The organism is Streptomyces sp. NPDC052040 (assembly GCF_044548405.1).
In the GTDB taxonomy this organism is placed as follows: Bacteria; Actinomycetota; Actinomycetes; order Streptomycetales; family Streptomycetaceae; genus Streptomyces.
Genome location: NZ_JBIUBV010000001.1, coordinates 1,191,248 through 1,207,303 on the forward strand (window position 1 = coordinate 1,191,248; position 16,056 = coordinate 1,207,303).

Consider the following 16,056-nt stretch of genomic DNA (forward strand, 5'->3'; position numbering starts at 1 on the left):
TTCCCGCACCGCCGGTCAGCGGCGCCGCCCCCGGCACCGGCCCCCCAGTGAAGCAAGCCCCTCAGGCCGCCACCTCGTGGCCGCGGCCCGCCATCAGGCGGCGGAAGACCTTCTCCAGGCGGGGGTCCTGCACCTGGCGGATCAGCCATGCGGTGGCGTGGATGCCGAACTCGGTGCGCGGTGCCGCCTGCCGGACCCGGCCGGGGAACAGCCGCTGCGCGGCAAGGGCGCGCGGCCGCATCTCGCGCTCGAACGCCACCAGCGCGTCGGACAGGCGGTGCGGCAGCCGCAGCGCGTCGGCGGCCTCGATGGCGTCGGCCAGTTCGGCGGCTCCGCGCAGCGCCAGGGCGGTGCCCAGACCACTGAGGGGACTGGCGCACCAGGCGCTGTCCCCGAGCAGGACCACGCGGCCGTCGTACCACGTGGGGACGTGGATCTGGTCGAAGGTGTCGAGCGCGAAGTCGGGTGCGGAGCGGGCCGCCGCGAGGAACTCCGGCGCGCGCCAGCCGACATCCGCGAACACCTTGTCGAGAAGCGCCAGTTGGGCGGCGCGGTCATGGCGCGGCGGCAGCGCGGTCGCGGGGAAGGTGAATCCCACCTCCTGCTTCCCGGGGTGTCCAGGCCGCACCTCGGTGGACCGGCTGCCGGGTGTGTTGTGCGTGAGGAACCAGCCGTCGATGGAGGGTGTCTCGGGGGTCTCGTCCATGGTGAACCAGGCGTGGGCGAGCCCGAGGGGGCGGCGGAAGGACTCCTCGGGGCCGAAGCGCAGCCGCCGTACCCGCGAGTGTGCGCCGTCGGCGCCGATGACGAGGTCGAACTCCGCGGTCGGTGCGGTGCGGAACCGCACGGACACGCCGTTCGGGGCGTCCTCCAGGGCCTCCACCGTCTCGCCGAAGAGATGGGTGACCTCCGGGCCGGCCGCGTCGTGGAGGACGCGGGAGAGGTCGGAGCGGAGCAGCTCCTCCTTGGAGACATAGCCGTTCCCGTCGAACGCCTCGACGGGCATGGTCGCCAGCGGATGCCCGTCGGCGTTCACCCATGCCGCCCCGCGCTGGAAGAGCAGCTTGGTGCGGACCTCGTCCAGCAGTCCGAGCCGGATCAGCACCTCACGGCAGTCGCCGCGCAGATCGACGGCCTGACCCCCGCCGCGCAGCCCGGGTGCGATCTCCGCGACGGTCACCTCCCACCCGGCCCGGCCGAGCATGAGGGCGATCGTGTCGCCCGCTATTCCCGCACCTACCACGAGCACCCTTGGCATCGCCTGCCGCCTCTCTTCAAATGCGAATGGGTCGCGTTAGAGACCCTACATGCCCAGGGCTGCTAACGCGAGAGGCTCGCAGTAATGTGGATTCCATGACACAGGCAACAGGGACGACCCGTCCCGGCGGCAGATCCGCCCGCACCCGGAGGGCCGTGCACGAGGCGGTCCGGTCGCTGCTCGACGAGTCCCCGGACGGGGTGATCTCCGTGGCGGACGTGGCGGAGCGGTCCGGTGTGCACCCCGCGACCATCTACCGGCGCTGGCGGGGTCCCGAAGGCCTCGTCCTCGACACCCTCTTCGAGGAACTGAGCAGGCGCTCGCCCCTGCCCGTCACCGGGGACCTCGGAGCGGACATGCTGGCCTACGCGCGCAGTCTGCTGACCGACCTGCACCAGGAGGTCAACCTTCTCTTCCTCAGGTCGCTGGTCACTGCCGCCCGGCCCGAGAACGGCGGTCTGGCCGGGCTGGGCGAGTACGCCGAGCCCCGGGTGCGCCAGATCGAGGCCATCCTCACCGCGAGCGGGGCGGCCGAGATCGGGGTCGAGGATGTACTGGAGCTGATGCTGGCCCCGGCGTACATGTGCGCGCTGCTGGATTACCCGATGGACCCCGCCACGGATGCCGAACGCCTCGTGGACAACCTCCTCGCCGTGCTCGACCGCCGGAGATCGCGCTCCGCGTCGTCGTAGCCCGGAACCGCCGCCTGTTCCCCGACGCCCTCAGATCCCGGACGCCCTCGGATCCCGGACGGCCTCGGATCCCGGACGGCCTCGGATCCCGGCGGCCTCAGATCCCCGGCCGGTGGCGCAGCGGATGGTCGGCCGGGATCTCCACCAGCACGATCCGGGTGCCGTCCGGGTCCGCGATCCACATCTCGATCAGCCCCCAGGGCTCCCTGACGGGCGGCCGTACGATCTCGACACCCGCCTCGGCCAGTTCCGTCCGGGCGGCCATGACGTCCCGCACCTGGAGCCAGAGCTTCAGCGCGGGGGACGGCGGCTCTTCGCCCCGGCCGGAGACCTCGAGGAAGCCGCCACCGAGGAAGTACACAACACCGCGCTCCGGGCCCGTGCCGAACTCCCGGTAGACCGCGAGCCCGAGCTTCTCGCCGTAGAAGGCGCGGGAGCGCTCGGGGTCGGTGGGGCGCAGCAGTACACGGCTGTTCAGTACGTGGACCATGCAAACGCAGCCTAGTAGTGCCGCTAGGCTCGTCCGTGCCCGCGCCGCGCCACTGATCGACAGGAGCATCCCCATGGACAGCGCCGCCACCGCGACGACCGGTCTGACCTTCCGCGAGGCGACCGAGGCCGATGTCGACGCCCTGGTCGCGCTGATCGAGTCGGCGTACCGCGGGGACTCCAGCCGGGCCGGATGGACGACCGAGGCGGACATCCTGGAAGGGCAGCGGACCGACCCGGAGGGCGTGCTCCAGGTGGTCGCGTCGCCCGACAGCCGACTGCTCATGGTCGAGCGCGACGGGACGGCTGTCGCCTGCTGCCAGCTCGAACACCGGGGGCCCCATGCCTACTTCGGCATGTTCGCGGTCAGCCCGGCGCTCCAGGGCGAGGGCATCGGCAAGGTGGTGCTCGCCGAGGCGGAGCGCACGGTCCGGGAGGCCTGGGGCGCCACGGAGATGCAGATGACCGTGATCTCCGTCCGGGACGACCTCATCGCCTGGTACGAGCGCCGCGGCTACCGCCGTACGGGCCGGATGAGCCCCTTCCCGTACGGCGACGAGCGGTTCGGCATTCCGCAGCGCGACGACCTCCAGTTCGAACTGCTGGTCAAGCCGCTGGCGTGAGCCCCGGCGCGCCACCCGGCACGGCGTGCGCGCCGGGTGCGCGAACCCCGTACCGGTCCGCGGCCCTCACGCCGTGAAGCGGCCGGTGCGCTTGATGTCGGGGTAGTCGGTGGTGGCGCCGTCCAGCTCCAGGGCGCGGACGAGCCGCAGATGGTCGTGCGTGTTCACCACCCACCCGATGATCCTGAGGTCCGCCCGGCGCGCGTACTCGACGACCTCCAGGGTCAGCCGCCGGATGTTGAGGCAGACCGTCTGCGCGCCCGCCGCCCGGGCCTGGTCCACCACCTCGGTGCCGTAGCGGCTGGCGACCAGCGCGGTCCGCACCCCTGGTACCAGCCGGGCGATCTCGGTGATCGCCTCCGGGTGGAACGACAGGACCTCGACCCGGCCGACGAGGTCCCGGCGGTGCATCAGCTCGGCCAGCGCCTGCGCCGCGGCCACGTCCTTGATCTCCGCCTGGAGCGGTGTGCGCACCGCGTCCAGGACCTCCTCGAAGACGGGGATCCGCTCCCCGCCCCCCGCGTCGAGCGCGCGCAGCTCGGCGAGGGTCTTCTCGGCGATCGGCCCGGTGCCGTCGGTCGTACGGTCCACCTCGGCGTCATGCATGATCACGAGGGCGCCGTCCTTGCTCAGATGCAGATCGAGCTCGATCAGATCGAGTCCGGCGCGCTCGGCGGCGACAAAGGACCGGAGGGTGTTCTCGGGCTCGATGCCCATGACTCCGCGGTGACCGATGGTGAGGAAGTTCAAGGTTCAACTCGCTTCCGTCGACGGCGGCTCGGCTGCCGCGAGGCGTTCCCGCACCGTCGCGGCACGGCGCAGCCTAGTGCGCCGGGTGCGCGGTGAAACCGGTTCTGCGGGGGCAACGGGCGCATGGTGCGGCGCGAAAGCGGGTCGGCGGGGCCGGGCGGGTGTCACTCCTGGGTGGGCGCGTCATCCCGCTGTTGACGGCCGCCCGCCGTCGGGCGTCCGGCCCCGGGTGCGCGGTGGTGGCCGGAACTATGCGTTCGCCCGCCCGCCGACTCCCCCTCCCGACGCCGAGAGCTGATGGTCAGATGTCACGCATACCCTGGTTTCCGACAGGAAAAAGAGCGGTGTGGGTGGGAGCGGGCAGGATAATTTCCCGATCGTCCTCTTGCTGGAAGAAACAGTCCCCGCTTACGGTGTCCCTACTTGAGGTTCTCCCGTGGAGGATGGGTCATGACGGAAATTCTTGTGCAGGTGGGTACGGAGGGGAAGGTTCCTCCGCAGGGCAAGGTGGTGGACCACCCGGCTTGGCCTGTACTCAAGGATGCCGTGGAACGAATCCGGCCATGGCAGACCAAGGACGGCTCGATCGACTTCGACGCCGAGGACGCCCCCGAGCGCACCGCCGTCGAGGCCGCCGTAGCCGATGTGGTGCGCGCCGTCGAGGAGCTGTCCCCGCTGCTGCCGCACGACGCCGCCTACCACGAGGCGCTCGTCAAGGACCTCGGCCGGTGGGCCGAGGACGGCTTCCGGGTGCCGGACTTCCTGGACTCGCTGCTGGCCTTCCAGCCCGCCGCCGACCGCCGGGACGGCCTCCAGCACCTGGTCGTCTTCCCGATGTACACCCAGAACGGCAACCCCGACCGCAACCTGGAAGCGGTCGTGCTGCGCATGGTCTGGCCCGAGTGGCTCGCCGAGCTGGAGGCCACCCGCTACGACAACCCGCTGTTCTGCGGCATCACCTTCGAGGACTTCACCGCCGGGTACGACACCAACTCGGCCGTGCTCTTCCCGGAGACCATCGCCGTGCGCGAGGCGCCGGAACGATTCTCCTGGGGCGGTATCTTCTGTGACCGCGAAGCCGCGCGCTTCCGCCGGGTCACCGCGGCCGCGGTCGGCATACTGGGCCTCGAACTGCCCGAGGACATCGCGGCGATGGTGGGCGACCAGGAGCGGTGCCAGCAGGCGTTCGTGCTCTGGGACATGGTCCACGACCGTACTCACAGCCACGGCGACCTGCCCTTCGACCCGTTCATGATCAAGCAGCGCCAGCCGTTCTGGATGTACGGCCTGGAGGAGCTGCGCTGCGACCTCACCGCCTTCAAGGAGGCCGTGGCGCTGGAGGGCGACGGCGTCGCGCAGGGCCGCGACGTCCAGTACGCGGTGCTCTTCGACCGCATGTTCCGCTTCCCGGTCACCGGTGAGCGCGTCCGCAACTACGACGGGCTCGGTGGCCAGCTGCTCTTCGCCTATCTGCACAAGCACGACGTGCTGCGCTGGACCGACAACAGGCTGTCCATCGACTGGGAGCGCGCTCCGCAGGTCACCAACCAGCTCTGCGCCGAGATCGAGAAGCTGTACCGCGACGGCATCGACCGCCCCAAGCTGGTGCACTGGTTCGCCGCCTACGAGCTGGTCTCCACCTACCTCGCCCCGCACCCGGGATCCAAGTGGGCCAAGGGCCCCGACGCCCTGGACCTGTCCCTGCCGCCGCGCAAGCTCGTGGACGACGTGCTTCCGGACGAGTTTCCCCTGAGCATGTTCTATGAGGCGCTCCAGAAGAAGCTCAAGAACGTGATCGCCTCCACCAAGGGCATCACCGCGGAGACCACCGAGCAGGCCGCCGCGTGAGCGCCCGCGCCGTGGGTACGGATGCAGCGGACGCTGTTCGGGAGGCGAAGACCATGCGGAACGGGAACGGACCACTCAGTGGCGCGGTGATCGCGGTGGCCGGTGCGGGCGGAGCCGCCGGCCGGGCAACCCTGCTGCGACTGGCCGAGGCAGGCGCGACCGTCATCGCCTCGGACAACGACGCCGAACGCCTCGCGGAGGCCGTCGACGCGGCCCGCTACGCGCTGGGCGGTGCCACGGTCACCGGGGACACGGTCGACCTGCTCGACCTCCAGTCCACCCGGGACTGGGCGAACCATGTCGAGAAGGACTTCGGGCGGGTCGACGGGCTGGTGCACCTGGTCGGCGGCTGGCGCGGCAGCGAGACCTTCACCAAGACCAGCCTCGACGACTGGGACTTCCTCGAACTGCTGCTGGTGCGCACCGTGCAGCACACCTCCCTCGCCTTCCACGAGGCGCTCCAGCGCAGCGACCGCGGCCGCTATCTGCTGATCAGCGCCTCCGGCGCGACCAGGCCCACCGCGGGCAACGCCGCCTACGCCGCCGCCAAGGCCGCCGCCGAGGCGTGGATCCTGGCCATGGCCGACTACTTCCGCAAGGCCGGGGGCGAGGAGGGGCCGACGTCTGCGGCTGCGATCCTGGTGGTCAAGGCGTTGGTGCACGACGCGATGCGCGCGGACCGCCCCAACGCGAAGTTCGCGGGCTTCACGGACGTGAAGGACCTGGCCGAGGCCATCACCGACGTCTGGAGCAAGTCCGCCGCGGAAGTGAACGGAAAACGCCTGTGGCTGACCGAGCAGCCGTGAACCCTCCCAAGACCGACGCGCACCGCCGTCACGATCCGGAGGTCCGCGGTTTCGCCAGTGACAACTACGCCGGGGCCCACCCGGAGGTGCTTGCCGCGCTGGCCGCGGCCAACGGCGGGCACCAGGTCGCCTACGGCGAGGACGTCTACACCGAGAACCTCCAGCAGATCATGCGGAGCCACTTCGGCGCCACGGCCGAGGCGTTCCCGGTGTTCAACGGAACCGGCGCGAACGTCGTCGCGCTCCAGGCCCTCACCGACCGCTGGGGCGCGGTGATCTGCGCCGAGAGCGCGCACATCAACGTCGACGAGGGCGGCGCCCCCGAGCGGATGGGCGGTCTGAAGCTGCTCACCGTGCCCACGCCCGACGGCAAGCTCACCCCCGAGCTGATCGACCGGCAGGCGTACGGCTGGGACGACGAGCACCGCGCCATGCCGCAGGTCGTCTCGATCACCCAGAGCACCGAGCTGGGCACCCTCTACACGCCCGACGAGATCCGTGAGATCTGCGAGCACGCCCACGCCCGTGGGATGAAGGTGCACCTGGACGGCTCCCGGATAGCCAACGCGGCGGCCACCCTGGACGTGCCGATGCGGACGTTCACCAACGCGGTCGGCGTCGACATCCTCTCCCTCGGCGGGACGAAGAACGGCGCGCTGCTCGGCGAGGCCGTCGTGGTGATCAATCAGGACGCCGTCAGCCATATGAAGCATCTGCGCAAGATGTCCATGCAGCTGGCGTCGAAGATGCGCTTTGTGTCCGTGCAGTTGGAGGCCCTGTACGCCAAGGACCTCTGGCTGCGCAACGCCCGTCATGCCAACGGGATGGCGCAGCGGCTCGCGGAGGGCGTGCGGTCGGTGCACGGGGTGGAGATCCTCTACCCGGTGCAGGCCAACGGGATCTTCGCCAAACTCCCGAACGAGGTGAGCGAGCGGCTCCAGCAGCGCTTCCGCTTCTACTTCTGGGACGAGGCCGCCGGTGTGGTGCGCTGGATGTGCGCCTACGACACCACCGAAGACGACGTGGACCGCTTCCTGGCGGCGCTCAAGGAGGAGATGGCGCGCTAGGGCCTCTCGTGTGGATCATGCCGGGCTCGCGGGGTCTGGCACCGCTCCCTGATCCGGCCCGATCCAACGAAAGACCCCAGGCGCGGATACGCATGAGTGAGGGGGCGTGGACCTCGGTCCACGCCCCCTCACTCATGCGCTCACAGCGCCTCGGCGGTGCGCAGCTGCTCCGGGGTGGGCGCCGTGCCGCCGAGGTGGGCCGGCATCCACCAGGAGTCCTCGGGCCCCTTGGGGCGCACGGGATAGGCGCGCTGGGCGGCGTCCAGCAGCTCCTGGACGCGCTCGCGCAGCTGGCGGGTGAGCGCGCCCGCGTACGAGTCCCGGGGCGCCTCCATGGGCTCGCCGACCCGGATGGTCACCGGGGTGTGGCTGCGCTTGAAGTTGCGCGGGTGGCCCTTGGTCCACAGCCGCTGGGTGCCCCACAGCGCCATCGGGACCAGCGGGACACCCGCCTCCTGGGCCAGCCGCACCGCACCGGACTTGAAGCTCTTCAGGGTGAAGGACTCGGAGATCGTGGCCTCGGGGAAGACCCCGACGACCTCGCCGGAGCGCAGCGAGTCCAGCGCGTGCGCATAGGCGGCCTCGCCCTGCTTGCGGTCCACCGGGATGTGCTTCATCGCGCGCATCAGCGGGCCCGAGATCCGGTGCCGGAAGACGGACTCCTTGGCCATGAACCGCACCAGGCGCTTCTGCGGCAGGGCCGCCAGGCCGTCGAAGATGAAGTCGAGATAGCTGATGTGATTGCTCACCAGCACCGCACCGCCCGAGCGTGGGATGTTCTCCGAGCCCTTGCAGTCGATCTTCAGGTCCCACGCCTTGAACATCGTGAGGGCGAGACCGATGACGGGACGGTAGACGAGCTCAGCCATGGACGGTAAGGACCCTTCTCTCTGCCTGGGAAGGGGCTCTCCCGGCGGAAGTTACGCAGCCGTAGGTGTACGGCGTCTCGCAGATCGTGCCCCAAGAACGGACAAGGGGCCAGTCCTGGTGCCTCCGCGCGGCGAGATCCTCATCACGTCGGAGGTATGCCCGTGATGGTGCTTTCGCTGCGTCATATTCCTTACGGACCTGCATGTGCTGTATGAGCCGGTTCGGCACGCTCCCGGGCGGGACGGCCCGGGCGTTCGGGCATCCTGTTCGTCATGGCCGGGCCCGTGGCGGCGGGAATCCCCGCGGCGCCCCGGGCGCTGCACGGAGGGACGGGCGGATGGGCGGCCGGCGGGCGCCCCCCGCGGGGCGCGCGTCGGCGGATGCCGCGGTGGCGGGAGAATCGGTGGATGCCGCGGTGGCGGAGGACCGGGAGAACGGGAGAGCTGGTGTGCGGGTGCGGGACGGCGGAGAGCGGCTCGGGGCGGCCGAGTTGGGCCGGGAACCGGGGGAGCGGGCGACACTGGTCCAGTTCTCCAGCGCCTTCTGCGCCCCCTGCCGCGCCACCCGGCGCGTTCTCACGGAGGTCGCCGCGATGGTGCCAGGCGTGGCCCTGGTGGAGATCGACGCCGAGGAGCGGCTCGAACTCGTCCGCGCGCTCGGTATCGCCAAGACCCCGACCGTGCTCGTCCTGGACGCGGACGGCCGTGTCGTACGGCGGGCGACGGGTCAGCCCCGCAAGGTCGATGTGATCGCCGCTCTCGGCGCGGCCGTCTGAACACCCCGGCGGGGGTGTGGGGAGCGGGGGAGAGGACCGTGAAAAGGCGGGTGACACATCTCCCGGTTGCCGGGACCCACTTGACTGCGCCCACCACCTATCGTCAGTCTGACCGTATGCCCCTGGAACTCCTTCTCTTCGAGCGTGTCCACGTGGACCTGGCCCGCGCCGCGAGCGCCCGCTGTCCGGCCTGCTGAGCAGCCGCGGTTCCCGACCCCACGCCCCCTCGAAGAAGGACATCTCCATGACGGCAACGCCCGGTCTCGGCGCCGCCCGGCTCGCCTCCCCGGACCTCTTCCGCGCGGTCTTCCGCCGGCACGCGGCGGGCGTCGCCGTGATCACCGCCCGCGGGGACGGCGGCCCGGTCGGCTTCACCGCCACCTCCCTCACCTCCGTCTCGGCCGAGCCCCCGCTCGTCTCGTTCGGCATCGGCACCGGTGCCTCCAGCTGGCCCGCGGTCGCCGCGGCCGGGCATGTCGGCGTGCACATACTCGGCGAGCACCAGGAGGGCCTGGCCGGCACCTTCGCCCGCAGCGGCGCCGACCGCTTCGGCGCGCCCACCGGCTGGCGGGAGGGCCCCGAGGGGGTGCCCGTGCTCGACGGCGTCCTCGCCTGGCTGGTCTGCCGGGTGGTGGCCCGGGTGCCCGCCGGGGATCACCGGCTGGTGCTCGCCGAGGTCGTCCACGGCGACCCCGCGGGCACCGGACGGCCCCTGCTGTACCACCAGGGCCGCTTCAACGGGCTGCGTGAGTGAACCTCCTGGACGGTTACGCAGCGTTGCCAAGGTCACAGTTCAAAGCGCTTGCTCAGCGGGCAGGCAGTGGTTGTACTGGCGAGTAATATTTCGTTCGGAGCGCGGGGTCGCCCCGACCGGGATCGGCCGCTTCAGGCGCCTATGCTGCCTGGAAGAAGGCAGCCCAGAAATAACGATGCAGTAGGAGAGCCGGCGTGAGCTTGAGGATCGTTGTCACTGTGAAGTACGTGCCCGACGCCACTGGCGACCGGCACTTCGCCGATGACCTGACCGTCGACCGGGACGATGTGGACGGTCTGCTCTCCGAGCTGGACGAGTACGCCGTGGAGCAGGCGCTTCAGATCGCCGAGGACGCCGACGACGCCGAGGTCACCGTACTGACCGTGGGCCCCGAGGATGCCAAGGACGCGCTGCGCAAGGCCCTCTCGATGGGTGCCGACAAGGCCATCCACGTCGAGGACGACGACCTGCACGGCACCGACGCCATCGGCACCTCGCTGGTGCTGGCCAAGGCCGTCGAGAAGGCCGGTTACGACCTGGTCATCTCCGGCATGGCCTCCACCGACGGCACCATGGGCGTCGTACCGGCACTGCTGGCCGAGCGCCTGGGCGTACCGCAGGTGACGCTGCTGTCCGAGGTGTCCGTCGAGGACGGCACCGTGAAGGGCCGCCGCGACGGCGACGCCGCCTCGGAGCAGCTGGAGGCGTCCCTGCCCGCCGTTGTCTCGGTCACCGACCAGTCGGGCGAGGCGCGCTACCCGTCCTTCAAGGGCATCATGGCGGCCAAGAAGAAGCCGGTGGAGTCCTGGGACCTTTCCGACCTGGACATCGAGGCCGAGGAGGTCGGCCTGGAGAACGCCTGGACCGCCGTCGAGGCCGCCACCGAGCGCCCGGCGCGCACCGCGGGCACCATCGTCAAGGACGAGGGCGAGGGCGGCAAGCAGCTCGCCGAGTTCCTCGCGAGCCAGAAGTTCATCTGAGGCTCCTCAGCCCGACCGCCCCTGACGCCGCAATCCGCAAGGAGATCCATTCCCATGGCTGAAGTTCTCGTCTACGTCGACCACGTGGACGGTGCCGTCCGCAAGCCCACCCTGGAGCTGCTGACGCTGGCCCGCCGCATCGGCGAGCCCGTCGCCGTCGCCCTCGGCAAGGGCGCCGCCGACACCGCCGCCGTGCTCGCCGAGCACGGCGCCGTGAAGGTCCTCACCCACGACGCCTCCGAGTACGCCGACTACCTCGTCGTGCCCAAGGTGGACGCCCTCCAGGCCGCCCACGAGCAGGTGTCCCCGGCCGCCGTCCTGGTCCCGTCCTCCGCGGAGGGCAAGGAGATCGCGGCCCGTCTGGCGCTGCGCATCGGCTCCGGCATCATCACCGACGCCATCGACCTGGAGTCCGGCGACGAGGGCCCGGTTGCCACCCAGTCGGTGTTCGCCGCCTCCTTCACCACCAAGTCCCGTGTCGCCAAGGGCACCCCGGTCATCACGGTCAAGCCGAACTCGGCCGCCGTCGAGGCCGCCCCGGCCGCCGGTGCCGTCGAGGAGCTGGCGGTGACCTTCTCCGACAAGGCCACCGGTACCAAGGTCACCGGCCGCACGCCGCGCGAGTCCACGGGCCGCCCCGAGCTGACCGAGGCCGCGATCGTGGTCTCCGGCGGCCGCGGCGTCAACGGTGCCGAGAACTTCGCGATCATCGAGGCGCTCGCCGACTCCCTCGGCGCGGCCGTGGGCGCCTCGCGCGCCGCCGTCGACGCCGGCTGGTACCCGCACACCAACCAGGTCGGCCAGACCGGCAAGAGCGTGTCGCCGCAGCTGTACATCGCCTCCGGTATCTCCGGCGCGATCCAGCACCGCGCCGGTATGCAGACCTCGAAGACGATCGTGGCGATCAACAAGGACGCCGAGGCCCCGATCTTCGACCTGGTCGACTACGGCGTGGTCGGCGACCTGTTCGAGGTCGTCCCGCAGCTGACCGACGAGGTCAAGACCCGCAAGGGCTGAGCGACAGCACGGCCGAGCAGGCCCCCGGAACCGCCACGGCGGTCCCGGGGGCCTGTTGCTGCAACGGGCGCGAACAGGGCGCCCCGCGCCCCCGGAAGGTGTTGACCCGTGGCGGAAGCCATGGATAGCGTCCTTCAACAGATTGTTGATTCATGGATGGTTGATTCCATGCGGCGGACAGCGGGAGGGCACGGGATGGGCGAGGACCGGCAGGAGCGGGTGACGACGACCTTCACGCGAGCCGTCAGCGAGGAGGTCGGTGCCTTCCTCGCCCCGGTCGACGACGAGCTGCGCCGCCGCTACCCCGGCGACCCCGGCACCCGCCAGCCCGTCCACACGGTCTACGTACCGGGCGACACCTTCGCCGCCGACACCGTCCGCTCCTGGGGCGCGACAGCCCTGGCCGCCCTCGACGAACACGCCCCGGACGCCGCCGCGCTGGCGGCCGTACTCGGAATCCCGGACCATCTCGCCGAACCCGTCCACGACCGGGTGCGCGCCAAGCTGGAGCGGGAACCGGTGGAGGACCTGCGCGTCGACTTCGAGGACGGCTACGGCGCACGGCCGGACGACGAGGAGGACCGGGCGGCCGCCCACGCGGCGCGGCTGGTCGCCGAGACCGTCCGGGACGGAACGGCCGTGTTCAGCACCGGCATCCGGATGAAGTGCCTGGAGGCGCCGGTACGCGACCGGGGCATCCGTACGCTCGACATCTTTCTGACGGGCCTGATGGACGCGGGCGGCCTGCCGCCGGGCCTGGCGCTCACCCTGCCCAAGGTGACCTGCGCCGAGCAGGTGACCGCCATGGTGCGACTGCTGGAGGAGTTCGAGAGGGCGCACGGACTCCCGTCCGGCCGGATCGGATTCGAGATCCAGATCGAGACCAGCCAGGCCATCCTGGCCGCCGACGGCACCGCGACCGTCGCACGCATGATCCAGGCCGCCGGGGGCCGCGCCACCGGACTCCACTACGGCACCTTCGACTACAGCGCCTGCCTCGGTGTCTCCGCCGCCCACCAGTCCAGCGACCACCCCGCCGCCGACCACGCCAAGGCGGTCATGCAGGTCGCCGCCGCGGGCACCGGAGTGCGCGTCTGCGACGGCTCCACCAACGTCCTCCCGGTCGGCCCGACCGCGAAGGTCCACGAAGCCTGGCGGCTGCACTACGGCCTCACCCGACGGGCCCTGGCCCGCGCCTACTACCAGGGCTGGGACATGCACCCCGGCCATCTCCCCACCCGGTACGCCGCCGTCTTCGCCTTCTACCGCGAGGGCTTCGAACAGGCCGCGGCGCGCCTGGTCCGGTACGCGGACCGGACCGGCGGCGATGTGATGGACGAACCGGCGACCGCGAAGGCGCTGAGCGCCTATCTGCTGCGCGGCCTGGACTGCGGAGCCCTCGGCATCGCCGAGGTGGCCCGGGCGACCGGTCTGACCCGGGCGGACCTGGAGGCCTTCGCGGGTCCGCGCCGGGGGGCTCTGGGCGCGCCGCCGCAGTGACGGGAGCTGCGCGGTGAGGGTGGCACCGGGGGAGGAGAGCGGGGGTTTGCGGTGAGGGCGGCTTCGGGCTGACGCGAGCGTCATGGTGAAGGGAGCTTCGGGGCGGGGGCCGGGCGGGGCAGCGCAGCCCGGCGCCCGTAGGCCGGTGGCTCCCGCCGTCGGCACCGTGGCCCACCGGTCAGTCCGCGGGCGGCAGTTCCCCCGAGCCCCGGGTGATCAGGCGGGTCGGCAGTTCGATGCGCTCCGGGGTGAGCAGGGTGCCGTCGAGCTGGCGGAAGAGCCGTTCGGCGGCCGTACGCCCGAGAGCCGCGGAGTCCTGGGCGACGACCGTGACACCCGGGTCCAGGAGATCGGCCAGCTCGAAGTCGTCGAAACCGACCAGGGCGACCGGACGCCGGTGCTCCGCGAGGACGCGCACCACGGTGACGGTCACCCGGTTGTTGCCCGCGAAGACCGCGGTCACGGGGTCGGGACCGCGGAGCATCTCCTCCGCGGCCCGCCGCACCCGCTCGGGGACGGTGACCCCGAGGGACATCCAGGAGGGCTCGACCGCTATCCCGGCTTCCTCCATGGCGGCCCGGTAGCCGCGCAGCCGCTCCGCCGCGGTGTGGATCCGGGGCATGTCGCCGATGAAGCCGATCCGCCGGTGGCCGTGCGCGATGAGATGGGCCACCCCGTCGCGGGCGCCGCCGAAGCTGTCGGTGAGCACCACGTCCGCGTCGATCCGCCCGGCCGGACGGTCCACGAACACCGTGGCGACGCCCGCCTTCAGTTCGGGCTCCAGATAGCGGTGGTCGTCCCCGGCCGGGATGACGACCAGCCCATCCACCCGGCGTGCGCACAGCGCCAGCACCAACTCCTGCTCGCGCTCGGGGTCCTCCGCGCTCGAACCGTTGATCAGCAGGGCGCCATGGGCCCGGGCCACCTCCTCGACCGCGCGGCTCAGCGGCCCGTAGAAGGGGTCCGCGAGGTCCTCCAGGACCAGGCCGATACTCGCGGTGCGCCCCTTGCGGAGCACCCGCGCACTGTCGTTGCGGCGGAATCCCAGGGCCTCGATGGCCTCCTGGACCCGGCGCTCGGTGTCCGGAGTGACTCCCGGCTCCGCGTTGACGACCCGCGAGACCGTCTTCAGGCCTACTCCGGCTCGCGCCGCCACGTCCTTCATCGTCGGACGATTGCCGTAGCGGTTACCGGAGATGCTGTCTCCCCGGCGGGCGGTCTCGGGCACGATGCGCTGTCCTGTCCTGTCGTCCACGGGGATGCGGCGGTCCCTGAGGTGGTATGAGGATGTGGCGTCGAGCATAGAGCCTGGACAACGTTGTCAGATGCGGGAGAGACTGTCCACCGAAATCTCCGGCCCGCGCCTTCCCTCAGGGGCGCCCCCGCCATACCCCAGCCGGAGGCCCGGACCCCGCGCGGCCGCCGCACCGCGCCGGGTCCGACGCGCCTCCGGTACGCCCTCAGCCTTGGGAGATCTGACTCTGATGCACACCGACCTCGTGGCCGCGCTCGACATCGGCGGCACCAAGATCGCCGGGGCGCTGGTGGACGGCCACGGCCGGATTCTGCTGCGCGCGCAGCGCGCGACGCCCGCGCAGGAGGACGGCGACACCGTGATGGACGCCGTGGAGGAGGTCGTCGCGGAACTGACGCTCTCCCCGCTCTGGTGCCGGGTGCACTCCGTGGGGATCGGCAGCGCGGGCCCCGTGGACGCCTCCGCGGGCACGGTCAGCCCCGTCAACGTGCCGGGCTGGCGTGGTTATCCCCTCGTCGAACGGGTCCGCGCGGCGACCGGCGGTCTGCCCGTCGAGCTGATCGGGGACGGCGTGGCCATCACGGCGGCCGAGCACTGGCAGGGCGCCGCACGCGGCCATGACAACGCGCTCTGCATGGTGGTGTCGACAGGCGTCGGCGGCGGTCTGGTCCTGGGCGGCCGACTCCACCCGGGCCCGACCGGCAACGCGGGCCACATCGGGCACATCAGCGTCGATCTGGACGGCGACCTCTGCCCCTGCGGCTCGCGCGGCTGCGTCGAGCGCATCGCGAGCGGACCGAACATCGCCCGCCGCGCCCTGGAGCGGGGCTGGCGGCCGGGCCCGGACGGCGACACCTCGGCCGCCGCGGTGGCGGCCGCCGCGCGCCGGGGCGACCCCGTGGCCGTGGCCTCCTTCGAGCGGGCCGCACAGGCCCTCGCGGCCGGGATCGCCGCGACCGCGACACTGGTGGAGATCGACATCGCGGTCATCGGCGGGGGAGTGGGCAAGGCGGGCGAGATCCTCTTCGGCCCCCTGCGCAGAGCCCTGTCCGACTACGCCACGCTGTCCTTCGTCCGGGGGCTGACCGTGGCGCCCGCCGTGATGGGCACGGACGCGGGACTCGTCGGCGCGGCCGCGGCGGTCCTGGGCGGCCGCGCCGACAAGCGGGTGGCGGGAGTGGCGACCTGACCGCACGGGAGCCACGGGGCGGGACGGCGAGCGGTGCGGGGGCAGTGGCCCTGGAGCGGTGGCCGGAAGACGCGGCTCCGGGAGTCGCAGTCCCGGAGCGGCGGCCGGGAGGCACGCTCCCGGGATCCGCAGTCCTGGAACGGCGTCCGGGAGTCGCAGTTCTGGAGCGGTGGCCGGGCGGTG

Annotated in this window: 16 protein-coding genes; 11 read left to right on the forward strand and 5 right to left on the reverse strand. The window is 71.6% G+C overall.

Going from position 1 to position 16,056, the window contains the following annotated elements:
• Positions 1–61: 61 nt before the first annotated feature.
• Positions 62–1,249 (reverse strand): FAD-dependent monooxygenase, encoded by a 1,188-nt coding sequence (locus ACIHAA_RS05030; RefSeq protein ID WP_399813216.1) that lies wholly within the window; start codon positions 1,247–1,249, stop codon positions 62–64.
• Between the two features lie 104 nt (positions 1,250–1,353).
• Between ACIHAA_RS05030 and ACIHAA_RS05035 the strand changes: the two genes are divergently transcribed.
• Positions 1,354–1,950, forward strand: a complete 597-nt coding sequence (locus tag ACIHAA_RS05035) for a TetR/AcrR family transcriptional regulator (protein WP_399813219.1) — start codon at positions 1,354–1,356, stop codon at positions 1,948–1,950.
• A 97-nt stretch (positions 1,951–2,047) separates the two neighbouring features.
• On the opposite strand, the gene ACIHAA_RS05040 is transcribed toward ACIHAA_RS05035, so the two are convergent.
• Entirely contained in the window at positions 2,048–2,440 is a 393-nt protein-coding gene (locus ACIHAA_RS05040; protein WP_399813221.1) for a VOC family protein, read from the reverse strand.
• Between the two features lie 73 nt (positions 2,441–2,513).
• Between ACIHAA_RS05040 and ACIHAA_RS05045 the strand changes: the two genes are divergently transcribed.
• On the forward strand, positions 2,514–3,062 hold the full coding sequence (locus tag ACIHAA_RS05045) for a GNAT family N-acetyltransferase (protein WP_399813224.1): 549 nt from the start codon (positions 2,514–2,516) through the stop codon (positions 3,060–3,062).
• A gap of 66 nt (positions 3,063–3,128) precedes the next feature.
• Here the strand turns inward: ACIHAA_RS05045 and ACIHAA_RS05050 are convergent, their stop codons facing one another.
• The gene (locus ACIHAA_RS05050) at positions 3,129–3,812 is read right to left on the reverse strand and encodes a glycerophosphodiester phosphodiesterase (RefSeq protein WP_399813227.1); all 684 of its coding nucleotides are present in this window, start codon (positions 3,810–3,812) and stop codon (positions 3,129–3,131) included.
• A gap of 450 nt (positions 3,813–4,262) precedes the next feature.
• Between ACIHAA_RS05050 and ACIHAA_RS05055 the strand changes: the two genes are divergently transcribed.
• From ACIHAA_RS05055 to ACIHAA_RS05065, 3 genes are read left to right on the forward strand one after another with little or no spacing between them, the layout of a single operon-like run.
• On the forward strand, positions 4,263–5,660 hold the full coding sequence (locus ACIHAA_RS05055) for a DUF6421 family protein (protein WP_399813231.1): 1,398 nt from the start codon (positions 4,263–4,265) through the stop codon (positions 5,658–5,660).
• A 53-nt stretch (positions 5,661–5,713) separates the two neighbouring features.
• A complete protein-coding gene (locus ACIHAA_RS05060) occupies positions 5,714–6,466 on the forward strand; it encodes an SDR family NAD(P)-dependent oxidoreductase (RefSeq protein ID WP_399813234.1) in 753 nt (250 codons plus the stop codon).
• Positions 6,463–7,533: a threonine aldolase family protein gene (locus ACIHAA_RS05065; protein ID WP_399813236.1), complete on the forward strand. Its 1,071-nt coding sequence runs from the start codon at positions 6,463–6,465 to the stop codon at positions 7,531–7,533. The genes ACIHAA_RS05060 and ACIHAA_RS05065 overlap by 4 nt, the downstream gene beginning before the upstream one ends.
• A gap of 140 nt (positions 7,534–7,673) precedes the next feature.
• On the opposite strand, the gene ACIHAA_RS05070 is transcribed toward ACIHAA_RS05065, so the two are convergent.
• Positions 7,674–8,402, reverse strand: a complete 729-nt coding sequence (locus ACIHAA_RS05070) for a lysophospholipid acyltransferase family protein (protein ID WP_399813238.1) — start codon at positions 8,400–8,402, stop codon at positions 7,674–7,676.
• 404 nt (positions 8,403–8,806) lie between these two features.
• Between ACIHAA_RS05070 and ACIHAA_RS05075 the strand changes: the two genes are divergently transcribed.
• The 5 genes from ACIHAA_RS05075 (at position 8,807) to ACIHAA_RS05095 (ending at position 13,429) form a co-directional block, all read left to right on the forward strand.
• Complete coding sequence (locus ACIHAA_RS05075) at positions 8,807–9,178, forward strand: TlpA family protein disulfide reductase (protein ID WP_399813240.1); 372 nt, start codon at positions 8,807–8,809, stop codon at positions 9,176–9,178.
• Between the two features lie 244 nt (positions 9,179–9,422).
• The gene (locus tag ACIHAA_RS05080) at positions 9,423–9,932 is read left to right on the forward strand and encodes a flavin reductase family protein (RefSeq protein WP_399813242.1); all 510 of its coding nucleotides are present in this window, start codon (positions 9,423–9,425) and stop codon (positions 9,930–9,932) included.
• Positions 9,933–10,126: 194 nt separating this feature from the next.
• Positions 10,127–10,912 (forward strand): electron transfer flavoprotein subunit beta/FixA family protein, encoded by a 786-nt coding sequence (locus ACIHAA_RS05085; protein WP_399813244.1) that lies wholly within the window; start codon positions 10,127–10,129, stop codon positions 10,910–10,912.
• Positions 10,913–10,966: 54 nt separating this feature from the next.
• Positions 10,967–11,929 carry an electron transfer flavoprotein subunit alpha/FixB family protein gene (locus tag ACIHAA_RS05090; RefSeq protein ID WP_399813246.1) on the forward strand — a complete coding sequence of 321 codons (963 nt, stop codon included), beginning with the start codon at positions 10,967–10,969 and terminating at the stop codon, positions 11,927–11,929.
• Between the two features lie 195 nt (positions 11,930–12,124).
• Positions 12,125–13,429, forward strand: a complete 1,305-nt coding sequence (locus tag ACIHAA_RS05095; RefSeq protein WP_399813249.1) for a DUF6986 family protein — start codon at positions 12,125–12,127, stop codon at positions 13,427–13,429.
• A 178-nt stretch (positions 13,430–13,607) separates the two neighbouring features.
• On the opposite strand, the gene ACIHAA_RS05100 is transcribed toward ACIHAA_RS05095, so the two are convergent.
• A complete protein-coding gene (locus tag ACIHAA_RS05100) occupies positions 13,608–14,657 on the reverse strand; it encodes a LacI family DNA-binding transcriptional regulator (protein ID WP_399813731.1) in 1,050 nt (349 codons plus the stop codon).
• Positions 14,658–14,913: 256 nt separating this feature from the next.
• Between ACIHAA_RS05100 and ACIHAA_RS05105 the strand changes: the two genes are divergently transcribed.
• Entirely contained in the window at positions 14,914–15,873 is a 960-nt protein-coding gene (locus tag ACIHAA_RS05105) for an ROK family protein (RefSeq protein ID WP_399813732.1), read from the forward strand.
• Positions 15,874–16,056 lie beyond the last annotated feature (183 nt).